At 61.5% G+C, this 20,325-nt stretch carries 18 protein-coding genes and 2 pseudogenes; 9 read left to right on the forward strand and 11 right to left on the reverse strand.

The window, feature by feature from the left end; translation table 11 throughout:
* Nucleotides 1-201: 201 nt before the first annotated feature.
* Both ACM6IV_RS22245 and ACM6IV_RS22250 read right to left on the reverse strand, forming a co-directional pair.
* The gene (locus ACM6IV_RS22245) at nt 202-1,056 is read right to left on the reverse strand and encodes a MaoC family dehydratase (RefSeq protein ID WP_414871660.1); all 855 of its coding nucleotides are present in this window, start codon (nt 1,054-1,056) and stop codon (nt 202-204) included.
* Between the two features lie 2 nt (nt 1,057-1,058).
* Nucleotides 1,059-2,411, reverse strand: coding sequence for a 3-oxoacyl-ACP reductase (locus tag ACM6IV_RS22250; RefSeq protein ID WP_414871661.1), 1,353 nt, complete (start codon nt 2,409-2,411; stop codon nt 1,059-1,061).
* A gap of 282 nt (nt 2,412-2,693) precedes the next feature.
* On the opposite strand from ACM6IV_RS22250, the gene ACM6IV_RS22255 reads away from it, so the two are divergent.
* Nucleotides 2,694-3,971 (forward strand): acetyl-CoA C-acetyltransferase, encoded by a 1,278-nt coding sequence (locus ACM6IV_RS22255; RefSeq protein WP_414871662.1) that lies wholly within the window; start codon nt 2,694-2,696, stop codon nt 3,969-3,971.
* A 195-nt stretch (nt 3,972-4,166) separates the two neighbouring features.
* Here ACM6IV_RS22255 and ACM6IV_RS22260 read toward each other — a convergent pair whose 3' ends face one another.
* Nucleotides 4,167-4,934, reverse strand: coding sequence for a methyl-accepting chemotaxis protein (locus tag ACM6IV_RS22260; RefSeq protein WP_414871699.1), 768 nt, complete (start codon nt 4,932-4,934; stop codon nt 4,167-4,169).
* Between the two features lie 90 nt (nt 4,935-5,024).
* Nucleotides 5,025-6,113: pseudogene (locus tag ACM6IV_RS22265) on the reverse strand (cache domain-containing protein); the annotation flags it as partial.
* 447 nt (nt 6,114-6,560) lie between these two features.
* Between ACM6IV_RS22265 and ACM6IV_RS22270 the strand changes: the two are divergent.
* Nucleotides 6,561-7,457 carry a PA4780 family RIO1-like protein kinase gene (locus ACM6IV_RS22270; RefSeq protein ID WP_414871663.1) on the forward strand — a complete coding sequence of 299 codons (897 nt, stop codon included), beginning with the start codon at nt 6,561-6,563 and terminating at the stop codon, nt 7,455-7,457.
* A 303-nt stretch (nt 7,458-7,760) separates the two neighbouring features.
* On the forward strand, nt 7,761-8,969 hold the full coding sequence (locus ACM6IV_RS22275; RefSeq protein WP_414871664.1) for an MFS transporter: 1,209 nt from the start codon (nt 7,761-7,763) through the stop codon (nt 8,967-8,969).
* Here ACM6IV_RS22275 and cueR read toward each other — a convergent pair.
* The 3 genes from cueR to ACM6IV_RS22290 all read right to left on the reverse strand — a co-directional run bounded on the left by cueR (nt 8,938) and on the right by ACM6IV_RS22290 (nt 12,303).
* Complete coding sequence (gene cueR / locus ACM6IV_RS22280) at nt 8,938-9,336, reverse strand: Cu(I)-responsive transcriptional regulator (RefSeq protein ID WP_414871665.1); 399 nt, start codon at nt 9,334-9,336, stop codon at nt 8,938-8,940. The genes ACM6IV_RS22275 and cueR overlap by 32 nt on opposite strands.
* The gene (locus tag ACM6IV_RS22285) at nt 9,333-11,726 is read right to left on the reverse strand and encodes a heavy metal translocating P-type ATPase (RefSeq protein WP_414871666.1); all 2,394 of its coding nucleotides are present in this window, start codon (nt 11,724-11,726) and stop codon (nt 9,333-9,335) included. The genes cueR and ACM6IV_RS22285 overlap by 4 nt, the downstream gene beginning before the upstream one ends.
* Nucleotides 11,727-11,919: 193 nt before the next feature.
* The gene (locus ACM6IV_RS22290) at nt 11,920-12,303 is read right to left on the reverse strand and encodes a hypothetical protein (RefSeq protein ID WP_414871667.1); all 384 of its coding nucleotides are present in this window, start codon (nt 12,301-12,303) and stop codon (nt 11,920-11,922) included.
* A gap of 147 nt (nt 12,304-12,450) precedes the next feature.
* Between ACM6IV_RS22290 and ACM6IV_RS22295 the strand changes: the two genes are divergently transcribed.
* Nucleotides 12,451-12,648 carry a cation transporter gene (locus ACM6IV_RS22295; RefSeq protein WP_414871668.1) on the forward strand — a complete coding sequence of 66 codons (198 nt, stop codon included), beginning with the start codon at nt 12,451-12,453 and terminating at the stop codon, nt 12,646-12,648.
* 87 nt (nt 12,649-12,735) lie between these two features.
* Entirely contained in the window at nt 12,736-13,938 is a 1,203-nt protein-coding gene (locus tag ACM6IV_RS22300; protein WP_414871669.1) for a multidrug effflux MFS transporter, read from the forward strand.
* A 6-nt stretch (nt 13,939-13,944) separates the two neighbouring features.
* Here ACM6IV_RS22300 and ACM6IV_RS22305 read toward each other — a convergent pair whose 3' ends face one another.
* From ACM6IV_RS22305 to ACM6IV_RS22315, 3 genes are all read right to left on the reverse strand, one after another.
* The gene (locus ACM6IV_RS22305; protein WP_007914687.1) at nt 13,945-14,118 is read right to left on the reverse strand and encodes a hypothetical protein; all 174 of its coding nucleotides are present in this window, start codon (nt 14,116-14,118) and stop codon (nt 13,945-13,947) included.
* Between the two features lie 152 nt (nt 14,119-14,270).
* A complete protein-coding gene (locus ACM6IV_RS22310; RefSeq protein ID WP_414871670.1) occupies nt 14,271-15,284 on the reverse strand; it encodes a zinc-binding alcohol dehydrogenase family protein in 1,014 nt (337 codons plus the stop codon).
* A 32-nt stretch (nt 15,285-15,316) separates the two neighbouring features.
* The gene (locus ACM6IV_RS22315; RefSeq protein WP_414871671.1) at nt 15,317-15,610 is read right to left on the reverse strand and encodes a putative quinol monooxygenase; all 294 of its coding nucleotides are present in this window, start codon (nt 15,608-15,610) and stop codon (nt 15,317-15,319) included.
* Between the two features lie 119 nt (nt 15,611-15,729).
* On the opposite strand from ACM6IV_RS22315, the gene ACM6IV_RS22320 reads away from it, so the two are divergent.
* The 4 genes and pseudogenes from ACM6IV_RS22320 to ACM6IV_RS22335 all read left to right on the forward strand — a co-directional run.
* Nucleotides 15,730-16,659, forward strand: a complete 930-nt coding sequence (locus tag ACM6IV_RS22320; RefSeq protein WP_414871672.1) for a LysR family transcriptional regulator — start codon at nt 15,730-15,732, stop codon at nt 16,657-16,659.
* 317 nt (nt 16,660-16,976) lie between these two features.
* Nucleotides 16,977-17,711 carry an ArsR/SmtB family transcription factor gene (locus ACM6IV_RS22325; RefSeq protein WP_414871673.1) on the forward strand — a complete coding sequence of 245 codons (735 nt, stop codon included), beginning with the start codon at nt 16,977-16,979 and terminating at the stop codon, nt 17,709-17,711.
* 137 nt (nt 17,712-17,848) lie between these two features.
* Nucleotides 17,849-19,231: an MFS transporter gene (locus tag ACM6IV_RS22330; protein WP_414871674.1), complete on the forward strand. Its 1,383-nt coding sequence runs from the start codon at nt 17,849-17,851 to the stop codon at nt 19,229-19,231.
* Nucleotides 19,228-19,332, forward strand: a pseudogene (locus ACM6IV_RS22335) (metal ABC transporter ATP-binding protein); the annotation flags it as partial. The gene ACM6IV_RS22330 and the pseudogene ACM6IV_RS22335, both read left to right, overlap by 4 nt.
* Before the next feature lie 20 nt (nt 19,333-19,352).
* On the opposite strand, the gene ACM6IV_RS22340 reads toward ACM6IV_RS22335, so the two are convergent.
* Complete coding sequence (locus ACM6IV_RS22340) at nt 19,353-20,306, reverse strand: adenosine deaminase (protein WP_414871675.1); 954 nt, start codon at nt 20,304-20,306, stop codon at nt 19,353-19,355.
* Between the last annotated feature and the right edge of the window lie 19 nt (nt 20,307-20,325).

Genomic DNA, 20,325 nt, shown 5'->3' on the forward strand with positions numbered 1-20,325 from the left:
CAGGGGCGGGTTTCGCACCATTCTCAAGTTGGTATTAACGCCTTTATATATAAGGTGAAGTTCAGCGCCTTGGAACTAATACTCACGATATAACCGCGCGAAAAAAGGCCTTGATAATCAAGGCCTTGGTTTTTTCAGTGGAAGGGGGGAGGACGGCGAAAACTTAAGTTATATACACACAATTAACGATGTCCCGAGCACTCAGGCAATCGGTTGCCACTGCCCGACCATGTGTTCCAGGTCGTGCGCACCGAGCAGACGCAACTCACCACTGGAGCCCGCCGCACTCGCCAGTAACGTCACCTCACTCGGCAGGCGCACCGGTTTGCGAAAGTGCACGGCGATCTCAAGGTTGGCTTTGGGCAGATGATCGTTCAGCGCCGCGAGTGTCCGCGCCTTGTTCCACAATCCATGGGCGATCGCTGTTGGAAAACCGAACAACCTGGCACTGGCCGCACTCAGGTGAATCGGGTTGTAGTCGCCGGACACTTTGGCGTATTGCCGGCCGATATCGGCCGGGGCTTTCCAGCGCGCCACCTCCTCCAGCGATTGCGCAGGCTCCCAAGTGTGCTCGACCGGCTCACCGTCAAGCTTCACACCGCGACAGAGCATCTGGCTTTCCGCTTCCCACAGTGGGCCGAGTTGATCGTCCAGTGTGGTCAGCAAATCGAACGTCGCACCTTTGGGATGCGCCTGCAGATTGGTCACGCGCACGCTCACCTGCGCCCGAGCGATTCCGCCCATCGGGCGCAACACGCGAATGCGATTGCTCAGGTGAATCAGCCCCAACAGCGGGAACGGAAATGCTTTAGCGGTGAGCAGTTGCATCTGCAGGGCGAAGGCGAGGATGTGCGGATACGTCGGCGGCAACAGACCGTCATCGACGAATCCGCATACCTTGCGATAGGCCGCCAGGCGTTTGCCATCGACATCGACCCAACAGCGCAAACCACTGTCGGGCAATTGTGTGCCGGTGATTTTGCGTCGCGTCGCCGCCCGTGCGTACAGCCCGGGCAGACTCGGTTCGCGATCCAGCGTATGCCATTCGATGCTCATGCCTAAGCCCCCAGAACGCTTTGTCCACAGACCCGCAGCGCCTGCCCGGTGAACGCGCCGGTGCCCGGTTGTGCCAGCCACGCGACCGCTTCGGCGACGTCTTGCGGCAAGCCGCCCTGACCCAGCGAGCTCATGCGTCGGCCCGCCTCGCGCAGGCCGAACGGAATGTGTGCGGTCATCTGCGTTTCGATAAAACCGGGCGCAACGGCGTTGATGCTGATGCCGCGCTCCAGCAGCGTCGGCGCCCAGGCTTGCGCCAGACCGATCAGCCCGGCCTTGCTCGCGGCGTAGTTGGTTTGCCCGCGATTGCCGGCAATGCCACTGATCGAGGCCAGCAGAATCACCCGCGCATCATCGTGCAGCGTGCCGCTGTCAAGCAGCGCCTGGGTCAGCACTTGCGGCGCATTGAGGTTGACCGCCAGCACCGCGTCCCAGAATTCCGGGGTCATGTTGGCCAGGGTTTTGTCGCGAGTAATGCCAGCGTTGTGCACGAGAATATCGAGGCCGTCCGGCAGTTGTTCGATCAGTTGCGTGGCGGCATCGGCAGCGCAGATATCCAGGGTAATCGCGCGACCGCCGAGGCGGGCGGCAAGGGCTTCCAGATCGGTCTTGGCCGGCGGGACGTCGAGCAGGATCACCTCGGCACCATCGCGAGCCAGGGTTTCGGCAATGGATGCACCGATACCGCGAGCAGCGCCGGTGACCAGCGCCTTGCGCCCGGCCAGCGGGCGCGTCCAGTCCGTTACTGGCGTTGCACAAGCGGTCAGGCGAATCACCTGGCCGGAGACGAACGCACTTTTCGGCGAGAGGAAAAATCGCAACGGACCTTCCAGTTGCTCTTCAGCGCCTTCGCCCACGTAGATCAGTTGCAGCGTGCCGCCGCTGCGCAATTCCTTGGCCAGCGAGCGGGAGAAGCCTTCCAGCGCTCGTTGTGCACTGGCGGCAAACGGATCGCTGAGGGTTTCCGGCGCACGTCCAAGAATCACCAGATGGGCGCTGTGCTCAAGGTTCTTCATCAACGGCTGAAAGAATTCGCGCAGCTGTTTGAGCTGGTCGGTGTGCAGCAATTCGCTGGCGTCGAACACCACGGCTTTGAGTTTCGGGCCGTGGCCGGGAATCCATTCGGTGGCGCTCGCCGGTTGTTCGCCGTAGCGGTAGATGCCGTCGGTCAAGCGGTTGGCGAAGGCAATGACACGCTCGGCCAGCGGCCCGCCGCCGATCAGCAGCGCACCTTCCACCGGCCGCAGGCGCCCGGCCTGCCAGCGTTCCAGTCGCACCGGCGACGGCAGGCCCAGCGCCCCGACCAGCCGGTGGCCGATGGATGAGTTGGCGAAGTCGATATAGCGGTCAGACATGGAACGCTCTCCAGAAGTCGGGGTTCAAAGTGTGGACTGCCGATGGCAATCAATCGTTCGATTCACGCAATAAGGCCTACGCTAGAACAGCAGAGTAGTTTGCCCCCGGCGTTTGTGTTGCCGAACCCACATTCAGAAACACAGCTGACCCCTGTAGGAGTGAGCCTGCTCGCGATAGCGGTGTATCAGTCAAGAAATGTTTATCGGACCCACCGCTATCGCGAGCAGGCTCACTCCTATAAGGGATTGGCTGAATTCATACCTTCGGAAAAGGAGTTATTCATGAGTCAGCTGCGCCGCGTCGCGATCATCGGCGGTAACCGTATCCCTTTCGCCCGTTCCAACGGGCCCTACGCCACGGCCAGCAATCAGGCGATGCTCACTGCCGCCGTCGAAGGCCTGATTGAACGCTACAACCTGCACGGCCAGCGCCTCGGCGAAGTGGTGGCGGGTGCGGTGCTGAAATTGTCACGAGATATGAACCTGACCCGCGAATGCGTGCTCGGCTCGCGCCTGTCCCCGGCGACGCCGGCCTACGACATTCAGCAAGCCTGCGGCACCGGTCTGGAAGCGGTGATTCTGGTGGCGAACAAGATCGCCCTCGGCCAGATCGAGAGTGGCATCGCTGGTGGTGTCGACACCACCTCGGACGCGCCGATCAGCGTCAGCGAAGGTTTGCGCAAAATTCTCCTGCAAGCCAACCGTGCCAAAACCACCGGCGACAAGCTGAAAACCTTTCTGCAACTGCGACCGCAACACTTGATTCCGGATTTTCCACGCATCGGCGAGCCACGCACCGGCCTGTCCATGGGCGAGCACTGCGAGCTGATGGCGCAGACCTGGAACATCCCGCGTGAAGAGCAGGATCAACTGACCCTCGAAAGCCACCACAAACTCGCCGCGTCCTACAGCGAGGGCTGGCACAACGACTTGATGACACCGTTCCTTGGCCTGACCCGCGACAACAACCTGCGCCCGGACCTGACCCTGGAAAAACTCGCGACGCTGAAACCGGCCTTCGAAAAAAGCGCGAAAGGCACGCTGACGGCGGGCAACTCCACGCCGCTGACTGATGGCGCGGCGGTGGTGCTGCTGGGCAGTGAGGAATGGGCGAAAGCGCGCGGCTTGCCGATTCTCGCTTATCTGCGCGATGGCGAAGCGGCGGCGGTGGACTTCGTCAACGGCGCCGAAGGGCTGTTGATGGCACCGGTGTACGCCGTGCCGCGATTGCTCGCACGCAACGGGCTGACCTTGCAGGATTTTGACTATTACGAAATTCATGAAGCGTTTGCGGCTCAGGTGCTGTGCACGCTGAAGGCCTGGGAAGATCCCGAATACTGCAAAACCCGTCTGGGCCTCGACGCGCCGCTGGGCTCGATCGATCGCAGCCGGCTCAATGTGAAGGGCAGTTCGCTGGCGGCCGGGCATCCGTTTGCCGCCACCGGTGGGCGCATCGTCGCGAACCTGGCGAAGTTGCTCGACGCGGCGGGGAAGGGCCGGGGCCTGATCTCGATTTGTGCGGCGGGCGGGCAAGGCGTCACCGCCATTATCGAACGTTAAAAGAGCCCCTCACCCTGGCCCTCTCCCAGAGGGAGAGGGGAATGATTGGGGGATGCTTTAGAGTTACACCGACCTGATCTTGCTTTACCGAATCCATAATCGACGGGGTATTTCAGGTCGATGCATGCCGCCAGACACCTCGGTCAGCCCCCTCTCCCTCTGGGAGAGGGCTGGAGTGAGGGTGGCTGTTGAGGCTCAGGTACGAAACCGGCGAACCAACCCATCCAGCTCATTCGACAACCCCGCCAGACTCTGCGAATCCAGGCGCGCCGAATTGGCCAGTTCCGCCACCAATTGCGCATCGCCGTGAATCTGGCTGATGTGTCGATTGATGTCTTCAGCCACTTGATGCTGTTCTTCGGCGGCGGTGGCGATCTGCGTGTTCATGTCACGGATCACGTCCACCGACTCGCGAATCTGGCCGAAGCTTTCGCGCGCTTCGCCGATGCGCGTCACCGACTGCTGCGACACCTCCAGGCTGGCGTGCATCTGTTGCGTGACCTGACTGGTGCGCTTGGCCAGATTGCCGAGCAGACCATCGATTTCCGCGGTTGAATCTGCGGTGCGTTTGGCCAGCGCACGGACTTCATCCGCAACTACGGCAAAACCGCGGCCCTGCTCACCGGCGCGCGCCGCTTCGATGGCAGCGTTAAGCGCCAGCAGGTTGGTCTGCTCGGCGATGGAACGGATGGTGCCGAGAATCGACTGGATATCGTTGCTGTCGCGCTCCAGTTGCTGCATCGACTGCGCCGATTGCTCCAGCTCCTGACTCAATTGATCGACGCTGTGCACCGCCGCATCGATCTGCTGCTGGCCCTGGCGAGCCTGGCGCTGACCGCTGTCGGCCGAGTCTGCCGCCTGACTGCAGGAGCGTGCGACTTCGTTGGCGGTGGCGACCATTTCGTGGAACGCCGTCGAGACCATGTCGACGGCTTCACGCTGGCGCCCGGCCGCTTCGGCCATGTCGCTCGAGACGCGGGTCGAACTCTGCGAGGTCGCGAGGATTTTCCCGGCGGCGCCGCCGATGTGCTGAATCAGGCTGCGGATCGCGGTGAGGAACTGATTGAACCAATTGGCCAATTGCGCGGTTTCATCGTTGCCACGGATGTCGAGGTTTTTGGTCAGGTCGCCTTCGCCTTGGGCGATGCCTTCCAGACCACTGGCGACGCTGCGGATCGGGCGCACGATCAGGCTGGCGAAACTGGCGCCGACCACGGCGAACAACACGGCCAGCACGGCGGCGATGATTGCGATCAGCCACGTCAGCTGCGTGGCAGAACTCATCACATCGCTCTGCTTGATCAGGCCAACGAAGGTCCAGCCCAATTGCTCCGATGGCCAGACGTTGGCCATGTAGCGCTCGCCGTTCAGCTCGACTTCGACCAGGCCTTTGCCGGCCTTGGCCAGTTGCGCATAGCCCTCGCCGAGGCTGTCCAGGGGCTTGAAGTTGTGTTCCGGCTGTTTTGGATCGACCAGCACCGTACCGCTGTTTTCCAGGAGCATCAGGTAGCCGGTTTCGCCCAGCTTGATCTGTTTGACGATCTCGGTGAGCTGCTTGAGCGTCACGTCGATGCTGACCACGCCGCCGTTGCTGCCGAGTTTATTGTCGATGGTACGCACGGTGCTGACGTAGGTCGCATCGTCCTGCGCCCAGTAATAAGCGGCGGTCCGCAACGGCTTGCCCGGTTTGGCCTGGGCGGCCTTGTACCACGGCCGCTGACGCGGATCGTAGTTGTTGAGTTTGGGATCGTCCGGCCACGACACGTAACCACCGGCGGCGGTGCCGACAATCGCATAGGCGTAAGCCGGGTGGGCATTGCCCAGATCCTGCAGGAACGCGAAGACCTGTTTGTCCATCTCGCCCTGCGGGATGGATTCGGCGTTGGCGCTCATGTAGGTCTTGAGACTGTCGTCGGTGTTTTTGATCAGCGGTTGCGATGCCAGGTAATCGACGTTCTGGCTGATGCCGTCAAAAAACAGCTGCATGGCATTGCTGACCTGGCGAATTTCGCGTCCGCTGCTGTCGACAAAACTGTCCCGGGCATCGCTGCGCAGGTTCAGCACCACCAGGGTGGCGACCAGCACCACCGGCAAGCAGGCGATGATTGCAAACGCCCACGTCAATTTCTGTTTGATGTTCATCCGCGCTCCAGATTTTCTTGTAGGCCCACGCAGTGCAGATGACTTGTGGTTTATTGGCAGCCGAAAACGTTGTGGATCACCCGTTTCCCTGAGTGCGGCATCGCTGATTGTTGTGGAACGATTGGCGGACAAATCCCTCTGTCATTGAGGGCTTCGGCTGCAAAACAGGGAAATTGAGGCGACTTTGCAAAAATCTGCCGAAGGGTCATCACGCCGATGTCAGATTCTGTCGCAAATGCCCTTGCCGGCATGTACCAACAAGTACAACGGCCTCGGCTATGATTCCCCACGGTCGATGCGCGAGCGCAGAGTTGGCCCTGTTTAATCCGGCACAGTGTGTGCATTCTCAACGTTCACAGGTCGGCAACCCCTCCCCGTGATGCGAGGATTGCCGTATAACGAGTGACATTCGCGTGTTTGGTAATAAAGGACCCACAATAAAAGCTGATGAAGACTCCAAAACGCATTGAACCCCTGATCGAGGACGGTCTGGTCGACGAAGTGCTGCGCCCACTGATGAGTGGCAAAGAAGCAGCTGTTTATGTGGTGCGCTGCGGCAATCAGTTACGTTGCGCAAAGGTCTACAAGGAGGCGAACAAACGCAGTTTCCGCCAGGCGGCCGAGTATCAGGAAGGCCGCAAGGTGCGCAACAGCCGACAGGCTCGCGCGATGGCGAAAGGCTCCAAGTTCGGTCGTAAAGAGACCGAGGATGCCTGGCAGAATGCCGAAGTGGCGGCGCTGTTCCGTCTGGCCGGTGCCGGTGTGCGGGTACCCAAACCGTATGACTTCCTCGACGGCGTGCTGTTGATGGAGCTGGTGGCCGATGAGTTCGGCGACGCTGCGCCGCGTCTGAACGACGTGGTGCTGGAGCCGGATCAGGCGCGCGAGTATCACGCGTTCCTGATTTCGCAGATCGTGCTGATGTTGTGTACCGGTCTGGTGCACGGTGACCTCTCGGAGTTCAACGTGCTGCTGACACCGACCGGCCCGGTGATCATCGACCTGCCGCAAGCGGTCGACGCGGCCGGCAACAACCACGCCTTCAGCATGCTCGAGCGCGATGTCGGCAACATGGCTTCGTACTTCGGGCGTTTCGCCCCGGAGTTGAAGAGGACCAAGTACGCCAAGGAAATGTGGGCGTTGTACGAAGCCGGTACCTTGCACCCGAACAGTGTGCTGACCGGTGAGTTCGATGATCCGGAAGACCTGGCCGACGTTGGCGGGGTGTTGCGCGAGATTGAAGCGGCGCGCCTCGACGAGGAACGCAAGCAGGCCATCCGCGCAGCGGACGACGAGCCGAAAGGCAAGTCCGAAGAGCCACCGCCACCCCCGTGGATGCAGTGATCGCTTGACGAGAAACCCGGCCTCGGCCGGGTTTTTTGTTTGAACCGCAAGCCCCAGAAGTCCCTCACCCCAGCCCTCTCCCAGAGGGAGAGGGAGCCGACCGCGCTGTCTGTCGATTTACATCGACCTGAAATACCGAGTTGATTATGGATTCGGTGAGGCTCCTTCACGTCGGTGCAGCTCAGGAATATCCCCCAATCAGTCCCCTCTCCCTTTGGGAGAGGGTTAGGGTGAGGGGCACTTTCGGATCCCTGCAATTTCGCGTCTACTGTCCACCGCTCCAACCACACTCAAGGACTGAATGTGACCACCCCGCGCAACACCCACCTGATCGTCATCGCCCGACTGATCTCCGATTTCGGCGCTTTCCTCAACATGGTCGCGCTCGCCACCTACGTCTACCTGCTGAGCAACAGCGCCATGAGCGTCGGGATCTTTCTCGCCAGTCGTGTGGGCGGGGGGATTTTTGCCAGCCTGATCGGCACCGCGTTTTACCGCCGCTGCAGCGGCCGCGCACCGCTGATCGCGTTCGACCTGCTGCGCGCCAGCGTGCTGGGGTTGTTGTTGATTGTGCCCGTCAACCAACAGGTCTTGCTGTTGCCGGTAATCGCCTTCGGCCTGGGCCTGGGCAATTCGATGTTCGCCATCGGCCTCAACAGCCAGTTGCCGCGTTTGATCCCCGCCGATCAATTGCTCAAGGCCAACGCCTGGATCACCTCGGCTTCATCCGCCGCGATGGTCGGCGGCAGCCTGGTTTCAGGTTTGCTGGTGGCGGGGTTTGGTTTTGAAACGGTGTTCGCTTTGAATGCGCTGACCTACCTGCTCGCGGCGTTGTTGATCGTGCCGCTGCGGTTCGCCCCCGCGACCGTCAACAACGAACCCGGACGCGGCGAATGGACAGCGCTCAAGCAAGGCCTGCGTGCTGCTCCGGTGATTGCGGCGATGCTCGCGGTGACCCTGGCCGACACCCTGGGCAGCGCTGCACATAACGTCGGCTTTCCGATCATCTCCAAACTGCTCACGCCCGAGTCGGCGAGCACCACGCTGGGCCTGATGCTCGCGGTGTGGGCCAGTGGCAAACTGTTGGGCGCACGTATCGCCAGCCGTCTCAAAGGCTCGGACAACATCAATCTCGAACGACGGTTTTTCTTCGGCGTGGCGCTGATGTCCTGCGGCTTCATCCTGATGTTCCAGCAACACAGCCTCTACGGTCTGCTGTTGTTTTCCTTGCCGGCGGGGCTGGGCGATGGCTTTTCCGAGGTCGGATTGATGTCGCGCCTGCAACGCGAACCCGAGCAATTGCGCCTGCCGATTTTCAGCGTGCTGACCTTGCTGCAAATGACCGGTTTCGGTATCGGCATGTTGATCGCCGCGCCGTTCTACGCGTGGTGGACGCCGGGTGCCGTGGTCATGCTGTTCCACGGCATCCCGCTCAGTACGTTGATGCTGGTAAAAGTTCTCGCGCTCAAGCGCGAGCGGGTTACGCGCAGCAGCCCGACGCCAGTTCCTTGAGGATCGGGCAATCGGGGCGATGGTCGCCGTTGCAGTGCTCGACGAGGTCTTGCAGGGTGTCGCGCAATTCGCCGAGTTCGCGGATCTTCTGGTTCAGCTCGTCGATGTGCTGGCGGGCCAAGGCTTTGACATCGGCGCTGGCGCGTTGGCGATCCTGCCAGAGCGTCAGCAGTTTGCCGACTTCTTCCAGCGAAAATCCCAGGTCCCGCGAGCGCTTGATAAAGGCCAGCGTGTGCAGGTCATCGTCGCCGTAGACCCGGTAACCGCTGTCGGTGCGATGCGCCGCCTTGAGCAGACCGATGGACTCGTAATAACGGATCATTTTCGCGCTCAGGCCACTTTGCTTGGCTGCTTGGCCGATGTTCATCGGTGCTCCTCCAGATCCTTGGGTTTCCAGGTTTTCAACAGTAGCGCATTGCTCACCACGCTGACGCTCGACAGCGCCATGGCAGCCCCGGCCAGTACCGGGTTGAGGAAGCCGAAGGCGGCCAGCGGAACGCCGATCAGGTTATAGACGAAGGCCCAGAACAGGTTCTGGCGGATCTTCGCATAGGTCTTGCGGCTGATCTCCAGTGCTGCGGGTACCAGCCGTGGATCACCGCGCATCAAGGTGATGCCCGCCGCGTGCATGGCCACGTCGGTGCCCCCGCCCATGGCGATACCGATGTCGGCAGCGGCAAGGGCCGGGGCGTCGTTGATGCCGTCACCGACCATGGCGACCACGCCGGTCTTTTTCAGCGCGGTGACGGTTGCGGCTTTGTCCGCCGGCAGCACCTCGGCGTGGACATTGCTGATGCCCAAGGCCTCGGCGACCACGCGCGCGCTGCCACGGTTGTCGCCGGTCAGCAGATGGCTGTGGATATCGCGGGCGGCGAGTTGTTGCACCGCTTCCAGCGCGCCGGGTTTCAAGGTGTCACCGAAGGCGAACAAGCCGAGCACTTTCGGTTCAGGGCTTTGCTCGATCAACCACGACAGCGTGCGGCCTTCGGCTTCCCAAGCCTGGGCGGATTCGCTCAGGTTACCCGCGTTCAAAGCACTTTCTTCGAGCAACCGCCGATTGCCCAGCGCCAGAAGCCGGCCTTCAAGATTGCCGGCGATGCCGCGACCGGTCAGCGACTGACTGTCGCTGACATCCGCCACGTGCAGGCCGCGTTCGCCCGCCGCATCAAGCACTGCTTTGGCCAACGGGTGTTCACTGCCACGTTGGAGCGCGCCGGCCAGTTTCAGCAGTGCGTCTTCATCGCCATCCACTGCACTGAGATGGGCGATGCGCGGCGTGCCCGAGGTCAGCGTGCCGGTCTTGTCGAACACCACGTTGCTGACTTCATGGGCGCGCTCCAGTGCTTCGGCATCCTTGATCAGAATCCCGTGACGCGCCGCTACGCCAGTGCCGGCCATGATCGCCGTCGGCGTGGCAAGCCCCAGTGCACAAGGGCAGGCAATCACCAGCACTGCAACGGCATTGATCAGTGCGGTTTCCAGTGGCGCGCCATAGAGCCACCAGCCGATCAGTGTCGCCAGAGCGATCAGCAACACCGTCGGTACGAAGATCTGGCTGACTTTATCCACCAGTTTCTGGATCGGGGCCTTGGCAGCCTGAGCGTCTTCCACCAGACGAATAATCCGCGCCAGTACCGTCTCGGCGCCGAGCGCCTGAGTGCGCACCAGCAAACGGCCTTCGCCATTGATCGCGCCGCCGGTGACTTTGTCGCCCGGTTGTTTCGGCACCGGCAGGCTCTCGCCACTGATCAGCGCCTCATCGGCATGGCTCTGGCCTTCGATGACTTCGCCGTCGACCGGGAAGCGTTCGCCGGGTTTGACCAGCACCCGATCATTCAGGCGCAGGGCGCTGATGGCGACCTCCTGCTCGCGGCCATCGATCACTTGGATCGCCCGCTCCGGACGCAACGCTTCCAGCGCGCGGATGGCGCTGGCAGTCTGGCGTTTGGCGCGGCTCTCCAGATACTTGCCGAGCAGCACCAGAGCGATGACCACCGCCGACGCTTCGAAATACAGATGCGGCATGCGTCCGGCAGCGGTGGCCCATTCGTAAAGACTCAGGCCGTAACCGGCGCTGGTGCCGAGGGCGACCAGCAAATCCATGTTGCCGGCGCCAGCACGCACGGCCTTCCACGCGGCGACATAGAAACGTGCGCCGAAAATGAACTGCACCGGCGTGGCGAGGGCGAATTGCGCCCAGGCCGGAAGCATCCAGTGAATACCGAACGGTTGCAGCAACATCGGCGCCACCAGCGGCAGGGCAAGGGCAATCGCGCAGGTCAGCGCCCAGCGTTCATGCTTGAGGCGCTGTTGCTGATTATCGGTTTGCGGGTGTTCGGCTTGCCAGACGCTGGCGGAATAGCCGGCCTTGCTGACGGCCCCGAGCAGGCTTTGCGGATCGACCTGGCCGAGCAGTTCAAGGTGCGCGCGCTCGTTGGCCAGATTGACGCTGACGCTTTTCACCCCGGGGACTTTGTGCAGGGCACGCTCGACGCGACCGACGCACGAGGCGCAGGTCATGCCGTCAATGTTCAGCTCAAGGCTCTGCTGCGGGACGCTGTAACCGGCGCGCTCAACCGCTTCCATCAGGGCAGGCAGGCTGTCGCCCGGCGCCTGTACGCGGGCCTGCTCGGTGGCGAGGTTGACGCTGACGGCACTGGCGCCGCTGACTTTGCTCAACGCCCGCTCGACACGACCGGCGCAACTGGCGCAGGTCATGCCGGCGATCGGCAGATCGAACGTGATGGAATCGGACATCGGTCGTACTCCCTGTAGAAGTTGCCTACAAGGATCAACCTTGCCATGCGGGCAAGGTCAAGCGCCATTATTCAACGCGCTGCTAAACAAACTGTGGGAGCGGGCTTGCTCGCGAAGGCAGTGTGTCAGTCAGCAATGAGTTGACTGATACGGCGCCTTCGCGAGCAAGCCCGCTCCCACAATCGGGATTTGCTTAATAGCCGAGATCGGCGCGCTTCAGGTACATGCCTTCCTGTGTCATCGCTATCCGGTACTTCTGCACATCGCCCGCGTGCAGTTTTATTTCCTGCGAGCCCGGTGCGAGCAAGCCTGGATTACAACCCGGTACTTGCCCCGGCAGCAGTTTCAGACGCAGCGATACAGTGCCCGGTGGCAGGTTGAAAGACGTGCTCTGTTCCTGAAACAGGCGCGCCGAAAGCTGATCCTGGATATACACACCGATTTCGCAGGAGGTTGCCACTTCCAGGCGCTCGCGGGAAATGATCAGAACGCCGTAATCCTCGCCGACAGCTTGTACTTGAGGAACGGCGGCAAAGAGGCTGAGAAAGCCAAACAGGCTGAAAGCTGACCAGCGCATGGCTGAATCTCCTGAGTCGAGTCATTGATGTACGCAGCTTGGCCGAGCGCGGCGCCGATTGCCAGCCCGGCAGTTTATTGAAGAACTTGACCTTGCCATCGTGGCAAGCTCGAAAGTGGCAGCAACCTCACTCAAAGGAGTCACTCCATGCAAGTGTTCAACGTTCAAGGCATGTCCTGCGGTCACTGCGTCAAAGCCATCACCCACGCCGTGCAGGCCAAGGATCCGGCGGCCAGCGTGCGCGTCGATCTGGCAGCGAAAGAAGTCGGCGTCGAAAGCGCGTTGGGGGCTGATCAGGTCATCGAAGCGATTCGCGAAGAGGGATATGAGGTGAAGCTCGTCTGAAATTGATCGTTAGCGAGCTATCGGAATGTTCAAGGCGTTCGGGCGCGGCTAGACTGTCGGGCTGCGACTTGTCTACCTGGATGCCTGATGAACTTCCGTACCATTTTGATCCTCGGTGCCTTGACCGCCTTCGGGCCCTTGGCGATCGACTTCTATTTACCTGCCTTTCCCTCGATGGCGCTGGCGTTCGGCACCGACGAGAAACACGTGCAGATGACCTTGGCGGCGTATTTCGCCGGTCTGTCCATCGGCCAATTGGCCTATGGCCCGGTAGCCGATCGCTTCGGCCGACGCATCCCGTTGCTCGTCGGGCTTACGCTGTTCACCCTGGCGTCGCTGGCCTGCGCTTATGCGCCGAATCTGGAATGGCTGATCGGTGCGCGTTTCGTCCAGGCGTTGGGCGGCTGTGCCGGGATGGTGATTTCCCGGGCGGTGGTCAGCGACAAATGCGACGCGGTGGGTTCGGCGAAAGTCTTTTCGCAATTGATGCTGGTGATGGGCCTGGCGCCGATTCTGGCGCCGATGCTCGGCGGTCTGCTGGTCAACACCACAGGCTGGCAGTCGATATTCCTGGTGCTGACCGGGTTCAGTGCCTTGGCAGGATTGGCCGTGGCGCTGGGCCTGCCGGAAAGTATGCCGGCGCACATGCCGCGCCAGCCGTTGTCCGGCGCGCTGCGTCAGTACGGGCGCTTGCTCAAGGATCGGGTTTACCTCGGCCATGCCCTGACCGGTGGCATCGCCATCGCCGGGATGTTCGCTTACATCGCCGGCTCACCGTTTATCTTCATCAAACTGTATGGCGTACCGGCCGAACATTTTGGCTGGCTGTTCGGTACCAACGCGGCGGGGTTCATTCTGGTCGCGCAGGTCAATGCACGAATGTTGGCCAAGCGTGGTCCGGCGTTCCTGTTGTCGCGGGCGGTGTGGGTGTATTTTGCCGCCGGGCTGACGCTGCTTGGCGTCAGCGCAATGCACACCGAATCCTTGTGGCCGCTGCTGATTCCGCTGTTCATCTGCGTGTCGAGCCTGGGTTGCATCAGCCCGAACGCTGCCGCTTGCGCAATGAACGGGCAGGGTGCTCGGGCCGGCAGTGCTTCGGCGCTGCTCGGCTGCATGCAATTCAGCGTCGCTGCCGCGGCTTCGGCGCTGGTGGGGGTGTTGCACGACGGCACCGCCGTGCCGATGGCCACGGTCATCAGCCTGTGCGGTTTGCTGGTGGTGTGCGTGGCGCTGCTCACCCGCCGTTTGCAGAATGCCCGGGCACTGGCACAAGCTCAGGCCGAGGCATAAATAACCTCAGCCGGCGGCGCGCTGCTGGCTGCGGTCGGGAATCTGATGGGGCGCGCAAAGTCGCGCTTCGAGGGTGCGGGTGAAGGCCAAGGCTTCGGCTTCACTGCGGAATGTCACGGCGTGTTGGTCGAGACGAACCTGCCATTGAGACTTTGCCACTTCTTTTATCAGGATCTTCATTGCTGACCTCCCTTGCGTAAAAGATGTATCGCAGAGGCTTCGATTGTAGACCTGAATACGATCGCAATTGTGACAACGGTCAAGCATCGGACTGACGGCAAAAAGCCCCCGCAGCCCCTGTAGGAGCTGCCGGACGCCGCGATCTGCCGATCTTAGAAACCTTCTAAAACAATTTTCCCCTTGGCTTTGCCACTTTCCAGCAACTCATGGGCACGACGCAGGTTCGCCGCGTTGATCGTGCCGAAGTGCTCGCCCACGGTCGTCTTCAGCGTTCCGGCATCGATCAGCTCCGCCACGCGGTTGAGCAGTTTGTGCTGCTCGATCATGTCCGGCGTCTCGAACAGCGAGCGGGTGTACATGAACTCCCAGTGCAGCGACAGGCTCTTGCGCTTGAGCTTGCTCACGTCCAGCGACTTCGGATCGTCGATCAGTGCCAGTTTGCCTTGCGGTGCAAGGGCTTCAACCAGTTGGTCCAGATGCTGATCGGTCTGGGTCAGGCTGGCGACGTGAGTCACGCTGTCGATCCCGGCGCGCTTGAGCTCTTCGCTCAACGGCTGGCTGTGATCGATGACCAGATCAGCGCCCAGCGCTTTGACCCAATCGCGGGTCTGTTCGCGAGACGCGGTGCCGATCACCTTGAGGCCGGTCAGTTGCTTGGCCAATTGCGTGAGGATCGAGCCAACACCGCCGGCCGCGCCGACGATCAGCAGGCTCTGGTCTTCTTTGGTTTTGCCTTCGCGGATTTGCAAGCGTTCGAACAGTAATTCCCACGCGGTGATCGCGGTCAGCGGCAGTGCGGCGGCTTCGGCAAAACCGAGGGATTTCGGCATATGGCCGACGATGCGCTCATCCACCACGTGCAGCTCACTGTTGCCGCCGGCACGGGCGATGGAGCCGGCGTAGAAGACTTTGTCGCCGGCCTTGAACAATGTCACTTCGCTGCCAACCGCCTTGACCACGCCGGCAACGTCCCAGCCGAGCACTTTCGCCGCACCGTTTTCCGGCGCCACGTTCTGGCGCACTTTGGTGTCGACCGGGTTGACCGAGATGGCTTTGACTTCCACCAGCACGTCGCGCGGGCCGGCAACCGGCTCCGGCAGTTCGATGTCTTGCAGGGATTTGGCGTCGCTGATCGGCAGAGAGGCGTAATAGGCGATGGCTTTCATGAGTGGCTCCGTACAGTTAATAGAAGAGGACATCAGGCAATCGCGCCGAGGCGCTTGAGCTGGAAGTGTTCAATGGCGTGGCCGGCACTGGCCTGGAAATGCTGGAAGTGCGCGCTGGCATTGTGCGTCTCTAGGCTGGCTTCGCTGGCCCAGTGTTCGATCACATAGAACACCTGCGGGTCGGCGAGGTCGCGGTGCACGTCGTACTGACTGCAACCGTCTTCGGCGCGGCTCGGCTCAACCAAGGCGCGCAGGCCCTGTTCGAGCAGATCGTGTTGGCCAGGCTTGGCGATCAGGGTGGCAATAGCGGTGAATGGCTGGGACATGCTCGGCTCCAGGGAAGCGGAATGAATGCGATGGCGCGATGATTAGCTATTTCTCCGCGAGATAAAACCGGCTAAAAGAGCAGTCTCTTTCAATATTTTTTTGATAATCGAGGCTGACGATGCTGCGTTTCGATGATTTGCAGTTGTTTGTCCGGGCGGCGGATCTGGGCAGTCTGTCGGCGGCAGCGCGGGTGATGGACATGTCTGCGGCCGTGGCCAGTGCGGCGTTGAAACGTATCGAGCAGCAACTGGGTGCGCGCTTGCTCGCGCGTTCGACCCGTAGCCTGCGCCTGACGGCCGAGGGCGAAGGTTTTCTCGAATACGCGCGGGCAGCGCTGAGCAATCTGGATGAAGGCCGACGCTTGCTGGCCAGCGGCCAGGATCAGGTCAGCGGGGTGTTGCAGCTGTCGGCACCGTCGGACTTTGGCCGCAACCTGCTGTTGCCTTGGCTCGACGCGTTCCAGCGCGAACACCCGAAACTGACCGTGCGCCTGCTGCTGGGCGACCGCATCGCCGATCTGTTTCGGCAACCGGTGGACATCGCCTTGCGCTATGGCGAGCCGGAGGACTCCAGCCTGATCGCCTTACCCATCGCCCCGCACAACCGTCGTGTGCTGTGCGCCTCCCCGGCGTATCTGGCCCGCCACGGCGAACCGCGCCAGCTTGAACAACTGGCCCAGCACAACTGCCTGTTGTACATGCTCGGCAGCCGGGTCCATGACCACTGGCGTTTTCACGACGGCAAACGTGAAGTCGGCCTGACCGTCACCGGCGACCGTTTCAGCGATGATGCCGACGTCGTGCGCCTGTGGGCAGTGGCCGGTGCCGGGATTGCCTATAAATCGTGGCTGGACGTGGGCGCCGATGTACTCGCCGGGCGCCTCAAAGTGCTGCTGCCAGAGTTGCTCTGTGAGCGTGCACCGCTGAATTTGTTGTGCGCCCATCGCGCCCAATTGAGTAAGCCGGTGAACCTTCTGCGGGAAATGCTCGCCAGCCGATGCGCCGAATTGAGTAGTCAATTTCCCGTTTTTTCGGAAGTTGATCATTAGTCGCAGGTAAATAGAGAAATTTCTGTCAGGAACAATCACCACCTGCGCAGGCCCCGGCGGGGGACGCGCGGGCTAACCCGCTTATACTAGCGCCCGCCTCACGCCAGCACCGACACCCCGGCCCGGAGACTCTTGCACCGCGTCGCCAGTCTTCGAGTGACGGTCACGCAACTGCTGCGGTTTCTGTGCCGGAGCAGGCTGCGTCAGTGGCTTGCCTCGCCCCGGTTCATGGCGATTTTCGCGTCTTGGCCGATGACTCATTAGCGGCCAAGATGTCTTCGAGCAGTAGACGATACGATTCAACAGGGAGTGAACACATGGAACATGCACCTTGCATCAGCCAGATTGCCACGTTGCTGGCCGACCCCAAGCGCAGCGCGATGATGTGGGCGTTGATGGATGGCGCGGCCCGGCAAACCGAGGAGCTTGCGCTACTGGCAGGGCTGTCGCCGTCGTCGGCCAGTGCGCATCTGGCGCGGCTATCCACGGGTGGTCTGTTGAAGGTCGAAGTCCGTGGTCGCAAACGCTTTTTCCGTCTTTCGGCACCGGAGGTCGGTGCTGCGATAGAAGCATTGGCCAGCGCCACCATCGCCAGCGCTCCCCGGGAAATTCCCGAGGTCTTCAAACGCACCACGCCCATGGCCAAACCCAGGACCGCGCCGTCGTCGCTGCTGCGCGCGCGTTTTTGCGATGACCATCTCGGCGGGACGCTGGCGGCGGATCTGTATCAACGCTTGCTCGATGCCGGCTGGATCGAACAGCTTGAGCAACGCGTCGTGGTGACCCACAAGGGCGCGAAGCTGCTGGCCGGGCGCGGCGTGTTCGTTCAGGCGCTGGCGCATCGCAATGTACAAGTGGCGTGCGCGTGCCCGGACTGGAGCGAACGTCGTCCGCACATGGGCGGCTCACTCGGTGCGGCGTTGTTGCAGTTGTTCATGCAATCCGGTTGGCTGACGTTGCCCAACGATTCTCGAGCCTTGCAATTGACGGCTACCGGTCAACGGGAATTGCATCGTTTCGCCCAGGAAACCGAGCTGGAAATGGCGTTGTAGAGCATCCGTCAACGAGCCCGGAACCGCGCCTGTGCTGCTGGCGTCGCCCACGACTGCGAACAGGTCGCATCCAGCACGAACGCCGTGTCGCTATCACGCACACTCGATCCGGGGACATTTCGGATGGGGGAAGCGGCATGGACACTCACGGCTACAGCGCGGCAGAACGCCTGGAAAGACTGCCGATCAGCGGTTATCACCGGATCATTTTCATCATCATCGCGCTGGCGTTTTTTTTCGACTCCATGGATCTGGCGATGATGACGTTCCTGCTCGGCTCGATCAAAGCCGAGTTCGGCCTGAGCAGTGCGCAAGCGGGCCTGCTCGCCAGTTCGAGCTTTTTCGGCATGGTTCTGGGGGCTTCGTTGTCGGGCATGCTCGCTGATCGCTTCGGGCGCAAACCGGTGTTTCAGTGGAGCATCGTGCTGTGGGGCGTGGCCAGTTATCTGTGCTCGACGGCACAAACGGTCGAGACGCTGACGCTGTTTCGCATCCTGTTGGGGATTGGCATGGGCATGGAATTCCCGATTGCCCAATCGATGCTCTCCGAGCTGATTCCAGCGCAAAGACGCGGTCGTTATATCGCGTTGATGGACGGCTTCTGGCCGCTCGGTTTCGTGGCCGCCGGCGTGCTGTCTTACTTTCTGCTGCCGCTGATTGGCTGGCGCGACATCTTTCTGGTGTTGGCGGTGCCGGCGGTGTTTGTACTGGCGATCAGGTTTTTCATTCCCGAATCTCCGCGCTGGCTCGAGCAGGCCGGAAAGCATGAGGCGGCGGACAAGGTGTTGAACGGCATCGAGGCGCGGGTGCGCTCCTCGCTCGGCGGTGCGGCGCTGCCGGAACCGATTCGTTTACCGCGTACCGTGACGCCGCCGGGTAACTTCTTTGCGGCGCTCAAGCAGATCTGGTCGCCGCAGTATCGCCAGCGCACGACGATGATCTGGAGCCTGTGGTTCTTTGCGCTGCTCGGCTTTTACGGGCTGACGTCGTGGCTCAGTGCGCTGCTGCAACAGTCCGGTTTTGCCGTGACGCAGTCGGTGTATTACACGGTGCTGATTTCCCTGGGCGGCATTCCCGGTTTTCTCATGGCGGCGTGGCTGGTCGAGCGCTGGGGGCGCAAACCGGTGTGCATCGTCACGTTGCTCGGCGGCGGGGTGATGGCGTTTCTGTATGGGCAGAGCGCGGTGTTTGGCGGCAACGTCGCGCTGCTGATCGGCACCGGGCTGCTGATGCAGTTTTTCCTGTTCGGCATGTGGGCGGTGCTCTACACCTACACGCCGGAGTTGTATCCGACGTCGGCGCGGGCAACCGGTTCGGGCTTCGCCTCGGCGATTGGCCGTGTGGGTTCGTTGCTCGGGCCGATGGTGACCGGGCTGGTGTTCCCGATTACCGGGCAGGGCGGGGTGTTTGCGCTGGGCGCGGCGTGCTTTGCGATAGCGGCGGGGGTGGTGTGGCTGTTCGGGATGGAGACGCGGGGGAAAACCCTCGAAGAGCTGACTGAAGCAGATGTTATTGGCTGAACCCTAAACCAACTGTGGGAGCGAGCTTGCTCGCGAAAGCGTTACATCAAACAACATCTTCGTTGAATGACACACCGCATTCGCGAGCAAGCTCGCTCCCACATTGGTCATGCGCTGTTGCTTACGGCTTTACCAGTCGCGCATCCAGGCTGTTCTGCGCCAGGCGTTTGGCCTGATCCTGGGTCATGCCCAGATGCTCATGTAGCGCATGGAAGTTCTCGGTCACGTAACCACCAAAGTACGCCGGGTCATCGGAGTTCACCGTGACCTTCACGCCACGCTCGAGCATGTCGAGGATGTTGTGCTGGGACATGTGATCGAACACGCAAAGCTTGGTGTTCGACAGCGGGCACACGGTCAGCGGGATCTGCTCGTCGATGATCCGTTGCATCAGGCGCTCGTCTTCAATGGCGCGCACGCCATGGTCGATGCGCTGGATTTTCAGCAGATCGATGGCTTCCCAGATGTACTCCGGCGGGCCTTCTTCGCCGGCGTGGGCCACGGTCAGGAAGCCTTCGTGACGGGCACGGTCAAACACGCGCTGGAACTTGCTCGGCGGATGGCCCATCTCGGAGCTGTCCAGACCGACCGCGACAAACGCGTCACGGAACGGCAGCGCCTGATCGAGGGTTTTCTCGGCTTCTTCTTCGCTCAAGTGGCGCAGGAAGCTGAGGATCAAACCGCTGGTGATGCCCAGCTGCTGCTCGCCATCTTTCAGCGCGGCGGCGATGCCGTTGAGTACCACTTCGAACGGAATGCCCCGATCGGTGTGGGTCTGCGGATCGAAGAACGGTTCGGTGTGAATCACGTTCTGTGCTTTGCAGCGCAGCAGGTAGGCCCAGGTCAGGTCGTAGAAATCCTGCGAGGTGCGCAATACGTCGGCGCCCTGGTAATACAGATCGAGGAATTCCTGCAGGTTGTTAAAGGCGTAAGCCTTGCGCAGGGTTTCCACGTCGCTCCACGGCAGGGCGATCTTGTTGCGCTCGGCCAGGGCGAACAGCAGCTCAGGCTCCAGCGAGCCTTCCAGATGCAGGTGCAGTTCAGCCTTGGGCAAGGCGTTGAGCCAGTCGTACATATTCTTTTCTCATCAGGTG

Origin of the sequence: Pseudomonas sp. IT-347P, assembly GCF_949768005.1 — a bacterium.
GTDB lineage: Bacteria > Pseudomonadota > Gammaproteobacteria > Pseudomonadales > Pseudomonadaceae > Aquipseudomonas.